The sequence below is a fragment of the Arthrobacter sp. BF1 genome, assembly GCF_056680215.1.
Window position 1 is genome coordinate 1,198,543 of record NZ_CM155271.1, and the last position, 17,651, is coordinate 1,216,193.

At 64.4% G+C, this 17,651-nt stretch carries 13 protein-coding genes; 3 read left to right on the top strand and 10 right to left on the bottom strand.

The features are described 5' to 3' along the window. Window positions 1-133: 133 nt before the first annotated feature. The 3 genes from AC1MCD_RS05765 to AC1MCD_RS05775 all read left to right on the top strand — a co-directional run bounded on the left by AC1MCD_RS05765 (window position 134) and on the right by AC1MCD_RS05775 (window position 5,313). Window positions 134-412, top strand: a complete 279-nt coding sequence (locus AC1MCD_RS05765) for a hypothetical protein (RefSeq protein ID WP_498676690.1) — start codon at window positions 134-136, stop codon at window positions 410-412. 224 nt (window positions 413-636) lie between these two features. Further along, window positions 637-2,856, top strand: coding sequence for an NADP-dependent isocitrate dehydrogenase (locus AC1MCD_RS05770; RefSeq protein WP_498676694.1), 2,220 nt, complete (start codon window positions 637-639; stop codon window positions 2,854-2,856). A 246-nt stretch (window positions 2,857-3,102) separates the two neighbouring features. After that, window positions 3,103-5,313 (top strand): catalase, encoded by a 2,211-nt coding sequence (locus AC1MCD_RS05775; RefSeq protein WP_498676697.1) that lies wholly within the window; start codon window positions 3,103-3,105, stop codon window positions 5,311-5,313. Window positions 5,314-5,425: 112 nt separating this feature from the next. Here the strand turns inward: AC1MCD_RS05775 and AC1MCD_RS05780 are convergent, their stop codons facing one another. The 10 genes from AC1MCD_RS05780 to mmsA form a co-directional block, all read right to left on the bottom strand. Further along, window positions 5,426-5,947, bottom strand: a complete 522-nt coding sequence (locus tag AC1MCD_RS05780; RefSeq protein WP_498676699.1) for a hypothetical protein — start codon at window positions 5,945-5,947, stop codon at window positions 5,426-5,428. Next, window positions 5,944-7,083, bottom strand: a complete 1,140-nt coding sequence (locus tag AC1MCD_RS05785) for a serine/threonine-protein kinase (RefSeq protein ID WP_498676703.1) — start codon at window positions 7,081-7,083, stop codon at window positions 5,944-5,946. The genes AC1MCD_RS05780 and AC1MCD_RS05785 overlap by 4 nt, the downstream gene beginning before the upstream one ends. Window positions 7,084-7,376: 293 nt before the next feature. Then, the gene (locus AC1MCD_RS05790; RefSeq protein WP_498676707.1) at window positions 7,377-8,828 is read right to left on the bottom strand and encodes a beta strand repeat-containing protein; all 1,452 of its coding nucleotides are present in this window, start codon (window positions 8,826-8,828) and stop codon (window positions 7,377-7,379) included. A gap of 88 nt (window positions 8,829-8,916) precedes the next feature. Continuing rightward, window positions 8,917-9,873, bottom strand: coding sequence for a hypothetical protein (locus AC1MCD_RS05795; RefSeq protein ID WP_498676709.1), 957 nt, complete (start codon window positions 9,871-9,873; stop codon window positions 8,917-8,919). Between the two features lie 136 nt (window positions 9,874-10,009). Continuing rightward, complete coding sequence (locus tag AC1MCD_RS05800) at window positions 10,010-11,080, bottom strand: Gfo/Idh/MocA family protein (protein WP_498676710.1); 1,071 nt, start codon at window positions 11,078-11,080, stop codon at window positions 10,010-10,012. A gap of 34 nt (window positions 11,081-11,114) precedes the next feature. Then, a complete protein-coding gene (locus AC1MCD_RS05805) occupies window positions 11,115-11,804 on the bottom strand; it encodes an ABC transporter ATP-binding protein (RefSeq protein ID WP_498676712.1) in 690 nt (229 codons plus the stop codon). 2 nt (window positions 11,805-11,806) lie between these two features. Continuing rightward, window positions 11,807-13,303 (bottom strand): ABC transporter permease, encoded by a 1,497-nt coding sequence (locus AC1MCD_RS05810; protein ID WP_498676714.1) that lies wholly within the window; start codon window positions 13,301-13,303, stop codon window positions 11,807-11,809. A 279-nt stretch (window positions 13,304-13,582) separates the two neighbouring features. Beyond that, a complete protein-coding gene (locus AC1MCD_RS05815) occupies window positions 13,583-14,686 on the bottom strand; it encodes a substrate-binding domain-containing protein (protein WP_498676715.1) in 1,104 nt (367 codons plus the stop codon). A gap of 48 nt (window positions 14,687-14,734) precedes the next feature. Then, the gene (mmsB, locus tag AC1MCD_RS05820; protein ID WP_498676716.1) at window positions 14,735-16,018 is read right to left on the bottom strand and encodes a multiple monosaccharide ABC transporter permease; all 1,284 of its coding nucleotides are present in this window, start codon (window positions 16,016-16,018) and stop codon (window positions 14,735-14,737) included. Window positions 16,019-16,064: 46 nt separating this feature from the next. Further along, entirely contained in the window at window positions 16,065-17,621 is a 1,557-nt protein-coding gene (mmsA, locus tag AC1MCD_RS05825; RefSeq protein ID WP_498676718.1) for a multiple monosaccharide ABC transporter ATP-binding protein, read from the bottom strand. Between the last annotated feature and the right edge of the window lie 30 nt (window positions 17,622-17,651).

The window sequence follows — 17,651 nt, forward strand, 5'->3', positions numbered from 1 at the left end:
GGCGGCCTCAGAGAGCCCGCCCGTGACCAGTAGAACCTACCGATGCAACACGACTTTTGTAAATAGTAGTACCGTCTCGAGTGGCGCGTCACTCTGGTAAAAGCTCAGGTCAACGGGTACTTTTCTCTTATCAATGACTTGTCCGATCTGGGCTCCGGACTCCGAGCGAAGTTGGGGCCCCATCGTGATTGCATTCTGGAAATCCGCCAAAAAATCCGCAGCCAACGGCAGGCATTTTGCCGCCGACGGGCGAGCGGAGACCGCTGTTCCCGACATGGAGGCCTTCACCGCGGCTCTCCAGCTGCGGGACGTCGATCCGGTCCATACGTTCACCGCCACCGAAGAGCTGCGCCGCCAAGACCCGAAGTACGTGCAGCTCTGGCCTAGTGACATTCCCCACAAGCGGCGCTGACTGACGCACGTCGCTGCCGGCTGCTGCCGGAAGTAATGCGCGACGGCGACGGGCCCCACCGCGGTGCCTGCCGCCGTCGTGCGCTGCCCAGCGCTCCCCAAACCTGCGGTAATACGGGGGCCTTCGACCGTCCCGGGTAGGGCTCAAAGCCGTGTCCTCGGGTAAGTTAGGCGTGGTGAAATAGACCAAATTTCCACAGCCGACCTCTAGGGAGACGCCCGCGCATGTCCAAGATTATCTATACCCACACCGACGAAGCGCCGATGCTGGCTACTTATTCGTTCTTGCCGATCATCGAGGCGTTTGCTTCGACTGCAGGTGTGGAGGTGGAGACCCGTGACATTTCGCTCGCAGGCCGCATCATCTCCGTGTTCGGTGACTACCTCACCCCGGAGCAGCAGACCGGTGACGCCCTTGTTGAGCTTGGTGAACTGGCGAAGACGCCGGAAGCCAACATCATCAAGCTGCCGAACATCAGTGCATCCATCCCGCAGCTGAAGGCCGCCATCGCCGAACTCCAGGGCCAGGGCTTCAACCTGCCGGACTACCCGGACAACCCTTCCTCCGATGAGGAGACGGCCATCCGCTCGCGCTACGACAAGATCAAGGGTTCCGCCGTGAACCCGGTCCTGCGTGAAGGCAACTCGGACCGCCGTGCGCCGCTGTCCGTCAAGAACTACGCCCGCCAGAACCCGCACTCCATGGGCGCCTGGTCCGCGGACTCCAAAACCAACGTCGCCACCATGGGCAAGGACGACTTCCGCTCCAACGAGAAGTCCGTGGTCATCGACGCCGACGGCACCATCGCTCTCCAGCTGGTCCGCGAAGACGGCTCCGTCAAGGTCCTCAAGAAGGCTTTCCCGGTCCTGGCCGGCGAAGTCATCGACGGCACCGTGATGCGCGCCGCCGCGCTCGACGAATTCCTGGCAGCCCAGGTTGCCCGCGCCAAGGAAGAAGGCGTCCTGTTCTCCGCCCACCTGAAGGCCACCATGATGAAGGTCTCGGACCCCATCATCTTCGGTCACGTGGTGAAGGCGTACTTCTCCGAGCTCTTTGAAACCTATGGCAAGCAGCTCACCGCCGCCGGCCTGAGCCCCAACAACGGCCTGGCCGCCATCCTGAACGGCCTCGAGGACCTTCCCGAGGACGTCCGCGAAGGCGTCAAGTCCCTCATCCAGAAGGGCCTCGAAGATGGCCCCGCCCTGGCCATGGTGGACTCGGACAAGGGCATCACCAGCCTGAACGTGCCCTCCGACATCATTGTGGACGCGTCCATGCCGGCCATGATCCGGTCCTCCGGCCACATGTGGGGCCCGGACGGCAAGGAAGCCGACACGCTGGCAGTCCTCCCGGACAGCTCCTACGCCGGCATCTACCAGGTGGTGGTGGACGACTGCCGTGCCAACGGCGCATTCGATCCCACCACCATGGGCACCGTCCCGAACGTCGGCCTTATGGCCCAGGCGGCCGAGGAATACGGCAGCCACGACAAGACGTTCGAAATCCAGGAAGCCGGCACGGTGCAGATCGTGGACGGTTCCGGCGCCGTGCTGATTGAACACGACGTTGCCCCCGGCGACATCTGGCGCGCCTGCCAGACCAAGGACGCCCCCATCCGCGACTGGGTCAAGCTTGCCGTGACCCGTGCGCGTGCCTCCAAGACCCCTGCAGTGTTCTGGCTTGACGAGACCCGTGCCCACGATGCCAACCTCATCGCCAAGATCAACGATTACCTCAAGGACCACGACACCGAGGGCCTGGACATCCAGATCATGTCCCCGGAGAAGGCCACCGCCTTCACCCTGGAACGCATCCGCAAGGGTGAGGACACCATCTCCGTTTCCGGCAACGTGCTGCGTGACTACCTCACGGACCTGTTCCCCATCCTGGAACTCGGAACCAGCGCCAAGATGCTTTCCGTGGTTCCGCTGATGAACGGCGGCGGACTCTTCGAGACCGGCGCCGGCGGATCAGCCCCGAAGCACGTCCAGCAGCTGCTGAAGGAAAACCACCTGCGCTGGGACAGCCTGGGCGAGTTCCTGGCCCTGGCAGTGAGCTTCGAACACCTGGCAACCACCACGGACAACGCCCGTGCGCAGGTGCTGGCCGACACCCTGGACAAGGCAACAGGAACCTTCCTGCTCGAGAACAAGTCCCCGAGCCGCCGTGCAGGAGAGCTGGACAACCGCGGCAGCCACTACTTCCTGGCCCGCTACTGGGCTGAGGAACTTGCCCAGCAGACCGAGGATGCTGAGCTCGCAGCATCGTTCTCCGCTGTTGCAGGCGAACTGGCGTCCAACGAGGAAACCATCGTTGGCGAACTCGCGGCAGTGCAGGGCTCGCCGGTGGATATCGGCGGTTACTACCGTCCCGATGAGGCCAAGGCCTCTGCTGTCATGCGCCCCTCGGCCACGCTGAACAAGGTCATCGCCACCCTGAACTAAGAGGCAGCGCGCCTCAGAGGCGCGGTACACGGACGCGGCGCCCCGGGAAACCGGGGCGCCGCGTTTTTGTTCGGCCGTTCTTCTGCGGCGCCAAGACCTCGAGCCTGTGGATGCGAAGTATTCGTGGCCCGGATACCGGAACCCGGGTTGTGGCAAGAGGCATCCTTGCCTATGGTGCTAAGTACACTTAGTATCTCGGCGGAAGCCGATGACTGCTGAGGTTGCCCACCCAGAGGAGAAGAATCCGTGCGTGAAGAAAGCAACATCCAGATCCCCGGTGTTCCCGCCAGTGAACCCGCGAGCCTGAACGAACCCGCCACTCCGCGTGAGCCGTTGCCGCCCAAGCCGGACCAGCAGGGCCCGGAGGCAGTCTCACCCACGGGGAGCCCAACTGGGGCACCCCTGACGGCGCGTGCCCAGTCCGGGCAATACCTCACCACGGCGCAGGGGCTGAGGCTTGGCGACACGGACCATTCCCTGAAGGCCGGTCCCCGCGGACCTATCCTGTTGCAGGACCACCACCTCCGGGAAAAGATCACGCATTTTGACCACGAACGCATCCCGGAGCGTGTGGTGCATGCCCGTGGCGCAGGCGCGCACGGGGTGTTCAGGTCTTACGGGACCGCCGCCAAGATCAGCCGTGCGGGGTTCCTGGCCAAGGATGTGGAAACGCCGGTATTCGTGCGGTTTTCAACGGTCCTGGGTTCGCGCGGGTCTGCGGACGCTGTCCGCGATACCAGGGGCTTTTCCACCAAGTTCTACACGGATGAAGGCACCTACGATCTCGTGGGGAACAACATCCCGGTCTTCTTCATCCAAGACGGCATCAAATTTCCGGACATCATCCACGCCGGAAAGCCCCACCCGGACCGGGAGATTCCGCAGGCCCAGAGCGCCCACGACACTTTTTGGGATTTTGTTTCCCTGCATACCGAGGCGCAGGCGCATACCATGTGGAACATGTCCGACCGGGGGATCCCGCGTTCCTTCCGCACCATGGAAGGTTTCGGCGTCCACACCTTTCGCTTCGTCAATGCGGAGGGAAATACCACCCTGGTGAAGTTCCACTGGAAACCGAAGCAGGGCGTCCACTCGCTGGTTTGGGAAGAGGCCCAGATCATCAACGGGATGGACCCGGACTTCCACCGCCGAGACCTGGCCGACGCCATCGAATCCGGCGCTTTCCCGGAATGGGAACTGGGAGTGCAGACTTTCCCGGACACCGAGGATCAGATGTTCGAGGGCATCGACCTGCTGGACCCCACCAAGTTCGTTCCCGAGGAGTTGGCCCCGGTCCAGCCCATCGGCATCATGACGCTTAACGCCAACCCCACCAACTATTTCGCGGAGACCGAGCAGGTGGCCTTCCATCCCGGGCATCTGGTACCTGGCATCGACGTTACCAACGACCCGCTGCTGCAGGTCAGGCTGTTTTCCTACCTTGACACCCAGATCTCTCGGCTCGGCGGCCCAAACTTCGGCCAGATCCCGATCAACCGCCCCCAAGCACCGGTGAATGACATGCTGCGCGACGGCATGCACCAGCAGGCGGTGCACGGCGGGGCGGCACCATACCACCCCAATTCCCTGGACGGCGGCTGCCCTTTCCTTGCCGGCCAGGATGTGAGTGCCTTCATCGACGTTCCTGAGGAGCTTGCCGCGGCCATTAAGGAGCGGAAGAATCCCGCATCCTTCAACGATCACTACAGCCAGGTCCGCCTGTTTTTCCGCAGCCTCACCCCCGCGGAGCAGGACCACGTCATCCAGGCGTACACATTCGAACTGGGCAAGTGCTACGAGAAGACAATCCGGGAGCGGCAGTTGCTCGCCTTGGCCAATGTGGACAGGGACCTGTGCGCAGCCGTGGCGAAGGGCCTGGGCCTGCCCGCGCCGGCCGCCACCGAGGACGTTGCAGACGCCGAACCCAGCCCCGCCCTGTCCCAGCTGGGCAAGACCTGGCCAGTGGCCGGCCGGGTCGTGGGCATCGTGGCAGATCAGAGCAGTGACTTTGCGGAGGTCAACGCCGCACGCAAGGCCCTGGACGCTTTGGGCATCGTGCCGCTGGTCATCGCACCGGCCGGCGGATACCTGGGGGAAGAGGGCGACGGTGGCGTCCCCGTCCAACGGACATACCTCACCGCCCGCTCGACCGAGTTCGATGCAGTCCTTGTTGCCGGCGGAGCAACGCGGGCTCCGGATGCCAAAACGGCCCGTGACGCCAAGGCCGGCGAAACGGGCGCTTCACTGGACCCGCGGGTTGTGCTGCTGCTCTCAGAGGCGTTTCGGCATGCCAAGGCGCTTGGCGTGTTGGGCGAAAATTCTGCGACGCTTAACGCGGCAGGGATCGCTTTGGGCGCTGCCGGTGTTGTTGCGGCAGACACAGCAGGCGAGCTGGTTCCTCAACTCGCCGAACTGATGGCGAGCCACCGCGTTTGGGAACGCTTTCCGGCTAACTAAAAAGGATCGTGCCTCTGAGGCTCGGAAATAGAGAGCGGCGCCCTGGATACGGGGCGCCGCTCTGTTGTGGGCGGTGCAGGATCAAGATGGGGCGGCCCAGGCTTTGTGACCGTTAGCTGTCCTTGCCCTTCCCCTTGCCAGCTTTGCCATTGTTCTGCGCCGGCGCCGGGACGGGCGCAACCGGTGCTGGAGCGACATTGTTTGCCTCGGCCGCGGCGGCAGCCGCGGCCGAGGCCGCATCTGCTTCGGCCTGCCGTTGTGCCGCGGCGGCATCCTCAGCGGCCTTCGCGGCTGCGGCTGCTGCCACGGCTTCATTCAGGTCTGCGCGGACGGCCGCAACCGCGGTCACTATCGACCGCCGGCGGTCATCGGACACGGTCCCGTTGCTGGTCGCTGCCGCCAGATCCTCCTCTAGGGCAGCCAAAGCGGTCAGGGCGCCGGTTGGGTCATTGCCTGCGGCCGCCTGGCTGACGTCGAGGACGCGTTGCTGGAGTTGCGCCGCGGTGTCCTTCTTCAGGCCCGAGTCTGCAGGGCCGCATGCGGCTAACGACCCTGCCAGCAGAAGTGCTGCCGCCGCCGCTGACACGCAGCGGAAGGCACCCCGGCCCCAGCGGCCGTTCCGATCCACCGTCATGGTTCCACGCTCTTCTGAAGCTCTTGAAGGTGGTCACCCAAGTTGCCGGTTACGGTGGGGTAGGGGGCGACGTCGGGCGTCTGCTGTGAGGCGAGTCCGACGGTCAGTGCCGTTGCGGCAGCCACGATGGCGAGAAGCCCCAGCACAACAGCGAGCCAGAAACGCTTTCCCCCGCGGTGCACGCGGGGCAGCTCAGATTCGGCGGTGATGGCTATGGAGGGCGGCCTGAAAGGCATGGCAGGCAGCACGCGGGTGGTCTCGGTGGTGAGTTCACCAGGGGTGGATGCCGGCGAAACCAGTGCCTGGCGGAGTACGGTTTCGACGCCGGCAGCGGCAGGACGCTCCAGGGGTTCGATTGCCGTCATGGAGCGGATCAGCTCAGCCCATTCGACAGGGAGATCCTCCGGAATTTCCGGCGCGCGGTGCAGCCTTGCCACGGCAGACTCCACAGCGTTGCCCGGAAACTCCACTGTTTGCTTGATGCACTCCAGCAGGACCAACCCGAAGGAGTAGATGTCCGTGGCTGGAGATAGCGGCGAGCCCAGGGCCTGCTCCGGGCTGAGGTACGCCGCGGTGCCCACCATGGTTCCTGTGGCGGTCAGCCGTGTCGAGTCCACGATCCTGGCTATGCCGAAGTCCGTCAGCTTGGGCCGCAGAGGCTCGCCCGGGCGGACCTGAACGAGGAGGATATTGCCCGGCTTGATGTCACGGTGGATGACGCCCAGGCCGTGCACGTAGGCCAGTGCGTCGGCTATGCCGGCCCCGATCACGGCGAGCTCGTCCAGGGGGACAGGGCTGTGCCTGATGCGGCTGCGAAGGTCCTGCCCCTCCACCAGTTCCATGGTCAGGAACGGCCTGGGTTCGTCCGTGATTCGGGTATCGATTCCGGCGTCGAACAGGGTGACCAGGCTGGGATGGTTGAGCGTGGCGAGAAGTTGGATTTCCGCTTCCTGGCGTTTCAGCTCGTCTGCATCCGGGGCTTGCGGTGCGAAAAGCTTCAGGGCCACGTCGCGGCCAAGGTTTTCGTCATGGGCACAGTAAACGGTGGACATGCCGCCGCGGCCGACCACTTCGCCCAAACGGTACCGTCCGCCGACCACTTCATCCTTGATGGAGCTAGGCGATTCCGCCCCCATGACCCGTTCCTCCCGGTGTGCGCTGCGGCACTGTTGTACGTCAAATTATACCGGTGAACCGGGAAGCTAAGGCTACTGTCCTTTTGCTCGTATTGCACACCGAAGGCCCGGTTGGGAAGTTGTAGGGACTTCCCAGCCGGACCCTCGGTAACAAGGATGAGTGCTGGTGATAGGGCTCTGCGGTGGCCCACCTCCTTTCAGGGCCGCTCACGTGTAGCGCGAACGGTTAGACGGCGAACGGATCGGTTCGTGCGTCCTAGGGTCCTCCGGGGAGGACCGTCAAAGGTAGGACCCTAGGAGGTCCGGCGGCGCCTGAGCAGCAGCACGCCGGCTACCAGAAGGATCAGCGCGAGCGGGATCAGTGAGGCGTCGAGGCCGGTCTTGGCCAGCGTTTCGCTGCCGCCCTGAGCGCTGTCGCTTGCTGCTACCGTTCCTGCTGCTCCCGTGGTTGCCAGACGGGTGATGGTTCCGGCAGGAGTAACGGTGATGTCTGTTGTTGCAGACACTGCAGTGTCGGCTGTGTTTGTTCCGTTGCCCGGCATATCCGTTCCGTCAGCCGGGGTGTCCGTGCCACCCGTCGTGCCGGTTCCCGGGTCCGTGGTTCCCGGGTCCGTGACTCCGGGATCTGTGGTGCCCGGATCCGTCGTGCCCGGGGTGTCAGTGCCATCCGCGGATCCGCCGATGGTCACCGAACCACCGACACCCACGACAGCGTCATTCAAAGGGCCGGAGGCATCCAGGCTCACACCGAGATCAACTGCGGCATCCAGGCCGCCGTCGGTGCTGCCGAGCAGGCCGCCGGTGCCGCCGAGGTTGACGTCGACTGCGGCTGCGACGTCGGCGAGGGTGCCACCGTCAGTGGTGCCGTTGGTGCTGCCGAGGAGGCCGTCGCTGCCGCCGAGGTTGACGTCGACTGCGGCTGCGACGTCGGCGAGGGTGCCACCGTCAGTGGCGCCGTTGGTGCTGCCGAGGAGGCCGTCGGTGCCGCCGAGGTTGACGTCCACTGCAGCCGCCACGTCAGCGAGGGTGCCACCGTCAGCGGTGCCGTCACTGTTGCCGAGGAGGCCGTCGGTGCCGCCGAGGTTGACGTCGACTGCGGCTGCCACGTCAGCGAGGGTGCCACCGTCACTGTTGCCGAGGAGGCTGTCGGTGCCGCCGAGGTTGATGTCGACTGCGGCTGCGACGTCAGCGAGGGTGCCGTTGTCGGTGGTGCCGTCAGTGTTGCCGAGGAGGCCGTTGGTGCCGCCGAGGTTGACGTCGACGGCGGCTGCGACGTCAGCGACGGTGCCGTTGTCGGCGCTGCCGTGGGTGCTGCCGAGGAGGCCGTCGGTGCCGCCGAGGTTGACGTCCACTGCGGCCGCGACGTCAGCGACGGTCCCGTTGTCGGCGGTGCCGTTGGTGTTGCCGAGGAGGCCGTCGGTGCCGCCGAGGTTGACGTCCACGGCGGCTGCCACGTCAGCGACGGTCCCGTTGTTGGTGGCGCCGTTGGTGTTGCCGAGGAGGCCGTCCGTGCCACCGAGGTTGACGTCGAGCGCAGCGGCGACATCCGTGGTGTCCGACTGCGTTGGGCCACCCAGCAGGCCCAACGTCGTCGTGTTTGCGGATGCCGCCGCTGAGACCAGTGCGGAGGCCGTGAGGTCCGGTCCGCTGGTTGTGTCCGCAGCGTTGGCTGCGGTGGCGCCGAAGGCTATGAGGCCGCCGGCAAAGAGGGTGCCAAGCAGCCCTCTGCGTAGATTGGAATGCATGATGGTTGTCTCCTGACAAGTTGATGGGGGCCGCATTGCAGCAACCCGATGGCCGTGTTCTGCCGTGAAGAAGGCAGAGGGGGCTCAACTAGTCAGGAGAGGAACCGGGGTCGAATGACACCGGCGAGGGGGCATGCTCGGATGCTCCACTGATCGGGTAGGTACCCGACAGTGGCAGGCCAAGATCAAAGTCATTGAGCCACGCGGCAGCGCCTGACGGGCCGGACGGCGATGTCGCGCCTCCTGCACCCGAACCCGGAGCCGCCGGGACCGGAACCGGTGAGGGCGACGGGTCTTCATCCAACGGTGCCCGAGTGGCGGCCTGATGGAGAGATGCGCCGGGTGCTGCTGCCGCGGGGGAACCGGTAAGGGCCAGTGATGGTCCTGAAGAACCTCTAGCCTCATCGACGGCAGTGTCCGCATGGTCCGGAACGGCGGCTGCCGATGCTTCAGAGCCCGTCACATCAGGGGCCGCCGTGGGCGCCTCTGTATCCGGCGCCGGCGCCTCGGCGAGATCGCCTGAGGCATTCAGGACACCGGGCAGAACAGCAGGCAGAGGAGCTGCGCCCGTTACGAGGTCGGCAACAGGCTGCACCACAGGTTCAAGAATGGGAACCGCTTCGACCAGCGGCGGAACGGCGACGTCCACGAGTCCGGCCACGGCACCATCGGCAACGGCGGCAACGGGAACGGCCACCGCGGACACAGCTCCTGAAGGAACAATGTTGCTCACAACGGGGACGGCTGCCACGACCTGATCCGTGGTGTTTGCCAGGCTGCCAACCAACGGCTGCAAGAGTCCGGTGGGCGCCGCAGCGGGACTGGCCAAGGCAAGAGGAGCCTTGGTTTCCGCGGGGGGAGTAATGCCAGTCAGCGGAGCCGTAAGCGACGAAACAGAGGACGTGACGCCGCCCAGCAGGGAACCGGAATCCGTGGAACTGTCCGCCATTGCGGCGGACGAAGAAAGTGTCAGCCAGGTCGCGGTTACCGCTCCTGCCAGGAAGAGCGGGCGGAGCAGACGCCATGGCGAACGAACCTTTGCCACGCGTACCACCCCCAGTACATACCGTTGAGACCGACGATGGCTACAGCCTAAGACCGCTCCTTGCAGCGCGTCTAGGGAAATCGGAAAATAAATAAAGCAAACTTACTAATCCGCCGTGTTGCCGGCTGACCCTCGGCTAGTGGGCATCGTTTGGGTAGCTGACCCCCAGCTGCCCGCGGACCCCGTCAAAGAGACGCATGGTCTTGAGGGAATCCTCCAATGGCATGACCGGACTTTCAGTGAGGCCCTGCTGGATGCAGCGCGTCACCTCGCGGAGCTCGTAGGTGTAGCCGAGGCCAACGACGTCGAACGGTTCCGTCCGCAGCTCGCCAAGGCCGATGCCGATCACCAGTTCCCGCGGGTTGTTGATGGAGCCCACACTCTGCAGGTAGCCCAGGCCTCCCGCCACCGTGGCGGTCCGGGGGCCAAACGCTAGGAGCGAGGACGTCAGCTGAGCCTGGGCACCGTGGTTGTAGCCGAGCGTCAACGCATTCTGGGCGTCCACGCCGTCGTCATTAATAAAGCCTGTGGCACTGACCGTTTGGGGGAACCCCAACGTCCCCACGGCCCACAACAACGGGTACACCGAGATGTCCAGGAGGGCACCGCCGCCGTCCTGCCGCGCCCACAGCCGCGAGGTCGGGGAGTACGGGGCGGGGAAGCCCAGGTCGGCCGTAACCCAGTGCACATCGCCCAGTTCGCCGGATGCGGCGATCTCGAAGACCCGCTGCATCCCGGGCAAAAACCGGCTCCAGATGGCCTCCATCAGGAAGAGCTTCCGTTCACGCGCCACGGCCACCAGCTCGCTGGCCTCACGTGCATTGATGGTGAAGGCCTTTTCGCACAGGACATGCTTGCCGGCATTCAGCGCCGCAAGCACGATCTGGTGGTGCTGCGCGTGCGGCGTGGCGACGTAGACAACGTCCACCGCATCATCGGCGAGCAAATGCTGGTAGCCGGAGACGCCGCCGTCGTCCCAGTACGCCCGGGCGAAATCGTACGCGGTGGCGAAGCTCTCCGCCGTGTCCCGGCCGCGGGAACTGACAGCGTAGAGCTCGGCGTCCGCCAGCAGTGCCAGGTCCCGCGACACCGAACGGGCAATGCCGCCGGTGGCGATGACGCCCCAGCGCAGCGGCCGTCCGGTAGCGGACCGGGGATCCTGATCAGACTGGCTGGACAACCACGGCGTGGCAATTGGCGCGCTCATGGTGCCCATCCTCTCACCCCGGCCAGCCCGTGCGTCAGACCATGGCCCGGACCGTTTCTTCCGTAAGCCTGCCCTGCTGGAGCCTGAAGCGGCGGTCCGTCCTATTGGCCAGTGCCCTGTCGTGCGTCACCACCAGGATGGTGGTGTTGTGATCACGGCTGAGCGCGTTGAGGAGCTCGATGATGTGGTCGCCGGTCTGCTCATCGAGGTTGCCGGTGGGCTCGTCCGCGAGGATCAGTTTCGGTTCGTTGGCCAGTGCGCGGGCAATCGCCACCCGCTGCTGCTCGCCGCCGGACAACCGGTTGATGCGCCGCACCTGCTTCTCCGGGTCCAGCTGCACCTGTTCCAGCAGGTCCTTCGCCCGCTGCAGCCGCTCGGACTTCCGGACACCGGCGAACTCCATGGGGAGCATCACGTTGTCCACCGCGGAGAGGTTCGGGATGAGGTTGAACTGCTGGAAAACAAAACCGATGTCCCGGCGCCGATATTCGGTCAGCTTGCCGTCCGGCATTCCGGCCAGGCTCACGCCGTTCACGACGACGTCTCCACTGGTGGGTTTGTCCAGCGCACCGAGGAGGGACAACAGGGTGCTTTTGCCGCTGCCGCTCTTGCCCACGATGGACGCCAGGGTGCCCTGCTCAAGCACAAAACTGACATCGTTGACGGGCTTGATGGTGCGGTCGCCCGAGTTGAAAGTGCGGACCAGGTTCTTGACTTCAATCATGGTTATTCTCCTCGCAGGACTTCGATGGGACGGATTCGCGCAGTGAGCAGTGCCGGGACCAGCGCGCCGATGATGGCCACACCGAACACCGCGGCGATGCCGGCGGCGATGACACCGGGGGAGGCGCTCGCCGTGACCGAGGTCAGCAACTGCGACGCCCCGCCCAGCGGATTCCCGCCGGGGAACGCGCCGCCGGGCATTCCCGCTCCGCCGCCGGGGAAACCGGTTCCGCCCGGACCGCCGGCCGCGCGACCGACGGTGGCCGCCGTCGTCGTACTCGTGTTGGTGCTGATCAGCGCGGAAGCGATGCCCCCGCTGGCGAAGGACGCGACGGCGGCACCAACCACGCTGCCCATGGCCACGAGTACCAGCGCCTCCAGCACAAACTGCAGGCCGATGGTGCGGTTGGGTGCGCCGATGGCCTTCAGGACGCCGATTTCGCGCCGGCGCTCGCGGACCAGCATCACCATGATCAGCAGGATGATCAGCCCGGCGGTGCCGAGGGCCGCTACGAAGGCGATGAATGAGATGTTCTTGACGCTGCCGAGGGAGCTGACGGCCGATTCGAGGTTCTGGCCCTGGGTGACGTCGGCGGTGTCCGTTCCCAGCGCGGACTGGAGCGCGGTCTTGGTTGACCCGACGTTGTCCAGGCTGTTGACCGTGACGATCATGGAGGACAGCTCGCCGGGAAGTTCCGCGAGGGTCTGCGCCGTGGGGAGGGTGACGTACAGGGCGTTGTTGCCGAACGTGGTTCCTGCGTCGAAGAGGCCGGCCACGGTGAATGTCCGGTCATTGATGGTGAAGGTGGACCCGATGGTGAGGCCGTTCTTTTGGGCCAGGGTGGTGCCCACGAGGGCGTTGGCGGATTCGGCCGTGTAGTCGCCCAGCCCGGTTCCCTCGGTGATGGTCAAGGCTTTGCCTGTGCTGTCCACTTCGCCGCCTGTGCCGGTGGCGCTGACGGGAAGCGAGCGGGCCGGTTGCGCCGTGGTGGTGCCGGTGGACCCGGTGGTGCCGTTCGCGGCCTGGTTCCGGCCGCCGAGCGTGCCGGCATCGATGGCTGCGGTGAGGCTGGTGGTCAGGGTCGCCGCGGAGGGGCCGCCTTGGGCGCCGCCCTGCCCGGCACCTTGCCCTCCGCCGGGGCCGGCCTGTGTGCCGGTTGCCCCCTGCGCGGCTGCCCGTGCCGCGGCTTCGGTGGCGTTCCGAAGCCGCAGGGAGCTGGTCCCGACGACGGAGCTCACGTTGGGGACGGCGGCTGCGGTTGCGGCCTGCTCGGCCGTCAGCGGTTCGCCGCCGCCCTCGAAGCCCTGGCCGCCGGCGGGGTTGACGGTCAGGACGGTTCCCACGGAGGCATTCAGCTCCTGGACTTTCGCGCCGACGGCCTGATTGGCCACCAGCATGGCCAGGGCAAGTCCGATGGCGACGGCCAGGACCGCTACCACCGCAGCTGTTCGGACTTTGTTTCTGAAGGCGTTGCCAACACTCCGGGCAAGGACGCTCACTGTACTCCTCGGGACATGGCCTGCTTGGTGCGGGCCTCTGCTCCCACAGTGCTGAGCTCTGCTGTGCACCTGCGGTGGCATTCCTATGCAGGGGCTGTGAATCCACCGGTGCGAGAGCGTTTGGGAAATTCCTGCGTTAAGTGAGAGAGGGTTGCCGGAAAACCCGCATTAAGTGAGAGAGCGTCCGTGGACAGCAAAAGGCCCCGGTCCGCCGTTGCCGGCGGGCCGGGGCCCGGTGTTGCTGGTTACTTGATGATCGGTCCTACTTGGTGATCAGTCCTACTTGGTGAGCGGGCCGAGGGCCGGATCGTCCACGTAAGCCGTCTTCACATTGGCCGCGGTCACAATGACCGGCGGAAGCAGATACGCGGGAACGGTCTTGGTCCCGTTGTTGTAGGACTTGTCATCGTTGACCTCAGGCGTCTTGCCTGCCTGAAGATCCTTGACCATGACGATCGCGTGCTCAACGAGCTTGCGGGTGTCCTTGTTGATCGTGGAGTACTGCTCGCCTGCAAGGATGGACTTGACCGATTCCTCCTCGGAGTCCTGTCCGGTGATGACCGGAATAGGCTTGCCGGCCGCCTTGACAGAGGTGATGACAGCGCGGGCGAGGGTGTCGTTGGGTGAGAGGACACCGTCCAGCGAGGCCGACCCGTAGGAACCGGTAAGGAGGGTATCCATGCGGCGCTGGGCGTTCTCAGCCTTCCAGTCCTGGGTGACAGCCTTCTCGAACGTGGTCTGACCGGAGAGTACCTTCAGCGTGCCGTCGTCAATTTTCGGCTTGAGCACCGACATGGCGCCGTCGAAGAAGACCTTCGCGTTGGCGTCATCCGGTGAACCCGCCAGGAGCTCGATGTTGTACGGACCCGTGGCCTTCTTGGCCTTCATGCCGTCCAACAGGGCCTGGCCCTGGAGCACGCCGACCTTGAAGTTGTCGTAAGCCACGTAGTAGTCCACGTTGGCGGTGTTCAGCAGGAGGCGGTCGTAGGCGATGATGGTGGCGCCTGCGTCCTTGGCCTGCTGGAGCTGGGTCCCCAGCTGGGAGCCGTCGAGGGCGCCCACAATGATCACCTTGGCGCCCTTGGCGATCATTGCGCTGATCTGGTTTTGCTGCTCAGCCACACCGTTGTTGGCGAACTGGACGGTCGGCTTGAATCCGGCACCTGTAAGGCCGTCGTTGAAGAGCTTTTCCGCCAGTACCCAGTTTTCGCTGGTCTTCTTGGGAAGTGCGACGCCGATCGCGGAGTCCTGCGGGAAGCCGGCGGTTCCCCCGCTGGCACCGCCGCCCGGGGTGCTTGGTTCGGAACGTCCGCAGCCCGTCAGCGCCAATGCTGCGATCGCAGCTATCGCTGCTGCCTTTCCTGCTTTGCCAAACATTCGCATTTCTGTGTCCACTTTCTTTTGGGGGTGTTGGGTCAGGAAGCTGAATGCTCAGGCTTCCCGGGAAATGGTTTCTCTGGTGGAGGTGACTTCATCCGGCTGCAGCGGTGTGCCGGGCCCGCCCGACGGCCGGTTGAAGTTCTTCATCATCAGCCCGATGATCGAGGCCCGGCCCTGCGACTTGTTGTAGACGTCGATAGCTACGGCCACCAACAGCACCAAGCCCTTGATCATGGACTGCCAGTCGGCGCCTACGCTGAGGAGCTGCAGGCCATTGTTCAGCACAGCCATGACCAGGCCTCCGACGATGGATCCGATGACGGTACCCACACCGCCGGTGACAGCCGCGCCGCCAATGAAGACAGCGGCGATGGCGTCAAGTTCCCAGCCGGTGCCGTCGGAGGGGCCCGCAGAGGTGGAACGGGCCACGAAGATCATGCCGGCCAGTCCGGCGATGATGGACATGTTCATCATGACCAGGAAGTTGATCTTCTTGGACTTCACACCGGAGAGTTCCGCCGCGTGGCGGTTGCCGCCGACGGCGTAGACGTGGCGGCCAACCACGGTCTTGGACGAGATGAAGCCGTAGACCAAAACCATGACGGCGAGGATGAGGCCCGGAATGGGGAAGGACGTGCCGGGCCGGCCGGTGGCGAACAGGTACGTTGCGTAGAGGATGGCGCCGCAGACCAGGACGAGCCTGAGAACGGTGACCCAGGTTTCCTCGACGTCCGCGCCGAGCGCTTTGTTGGTGCGGCGGCGCCGGAGCACGCTATAGATCACGAACGCGACGCCCGCAAGGCCCAGGAGCAGCGTGAGGTTGTTGAAGCCGGTGTCCGGCCCGACCTCCGGGAGGTAGCCGGCACCGATGTACTGGAATTCCCTCGGGACGGGAATCGAGTTGGACTGGCCAACAAACTGCTGGGCCCCGCGAAAGATCAGCATGCCCGCCAGGGTCACGATAAACGCCGGTATGCCTACATACGCAGTCCACATGCCTTGCCACGCGCCGATCAGGGCGCCAAGGCCCAGCCCCAGCAGGATGGCAACGAACCAGGGGAGGTGCCAGTCCCGCATGCAGATGGCCACCACCATGCCCACGAAGGCGGCTACAGAGCCCACCGAGAGGTCGATGTGCCCGGCGATGATGACCAGCACCATGCCGATGGCCAGGATCAGGATGTAGGAGTTCCCGTTGAAGAGGTTGATGACGTTGCCCGGGGTGAGGGTGATGCCGCCTGTAAGCCACTGGAAGAGGACAATCAGAGCCACGAGGGCAAAGATCATCCCGAACTGGCGGGTGTCGCCACCGAAGAGTTTCTTGAGCGCGTTCATTGTTTTCGGTCCTCGTATCTGGAAGGTTCTGGAAGGCTCCAGAGGATTAGGCGGCTTTTCGGGCGGAGGTCATGAGCTTCATCAGGCTTTCCTGGCTCGCTTCCTCTTTGTTGAGTACGCCCGTGATGGCGCCCTCGAAAATGGTGTAGATGCGGTCCGAGAGTCCCAGCAGTTCAGGCAGTTCGGAGGAAATCACGATCACGCCTTTCCCCTGGTTGGCCAGTTGCTGGATGATGCCGTAAATCTCGTACTTGGCTCCAACATCGATGCCGCGGGTGGGTTCATCCAGGATCAGCAGCTCCGGGTCCGTGAACATCCACTTGGCCAGGACAACCTTCTGCTGGTTCCCACCGGACAGCTTGGCCACGCCTTCCTGCACCGATGGGGCCTTGGTCCGCAGGGACTTCCGGTACTCCTCAGCGACCGCAAACTCCTTGTTCGTGTCCACCACGCTGCGTTTGCTGATTTTCTCCAGGTTGGCTGACACCGTGGTCGTTTTGATGTCATCGAGCAGGTTCAGGCCGAGGGACTTCCGGTCTTCGGTGACGTAGCCGAGCCCGGCGTCGATGGCCTGGTGCACGCTCTTGAGGTTCACTTCCTTGCCGTGCATGTAGACCTGACCGGAGACGAAGTGCCCGTAGGACCGGCCGAAGACGGAACGGGCCAGTTCGGTGCGGCCGGCGCCCATGAGGCCCGCAAATCCGACGATCTCGCCGCGGCGGACAAAGAAGTTCGAGTTCTTACAGACCATGCGGTCCTGGATCTGCGGGTGGGCCACGTTCCAGTTCTTGACCTCGAAGAACACCTCGCCGATCTTGGGAGTGTGTTCCGGGAAGCGGGATTCCAGGGCACGGCCCACCATGCCCTTGATGATGCGGTCTTCGTCCACACCGTCGGCCTTGACGTCAAGGGTTTCGATCGATTTGCCGTCTCGGATGATGGTGATCGAATCGGCGATCTGCTCGATCTCGTTGAGCTTGTGGGAAATGATGATCGACGTGATGCCCTTGCCCTTCAAGCCAAGCATCAGGTCCAGCAGGTGCTGGGAGTCCGATTCGTTCAAAGCCGCCGTGGGTTCGTCAAGAATGAGGATCTTCACGGACTTGTTCAGGGCCTTGGCGATTTCCACCAATTGCTGCTTGCCGACGCCGATTTCCTTGATGGGGGTGTCCGGGTTTTCCCGGAGGCCCACCCTGGCCAGCAGCTCGGTGGAGCGCAGCCGGGCTTCGGCCCAGTCGATAACCCCGCGTTTGGTGGGTTCGTTGCCCAGGAAGATGTTCTCCATGATGGACAGTTCGGGGATCAGTGCCAGCTCCTGGTGGATGATCACGATCCCGGCCTGCTCGCTGGCCCGGATGTCCCGGAACTGCTGGACCTCGTTCTGGTACACGATGTCGCCGTCGTAGCTGCCGTACGGGTAAACACCCGAGAGCACCTTCATCAGGGTGGACTTGCCGGCGCCGTTTTCACCGCAGATGGCGTGGATCTCGCCTGCTTTGACTCGAAGGCTTACTTCCGACAAAGCCTTAACGCCGGGAAATTCCTTGGTGATGGAGCGCATCTCCAGAATTACGGGGTCTGTGTGCGTGGGATGGGACGTCATGTGCCCTTACGCCTCCAATACGTGACTTCT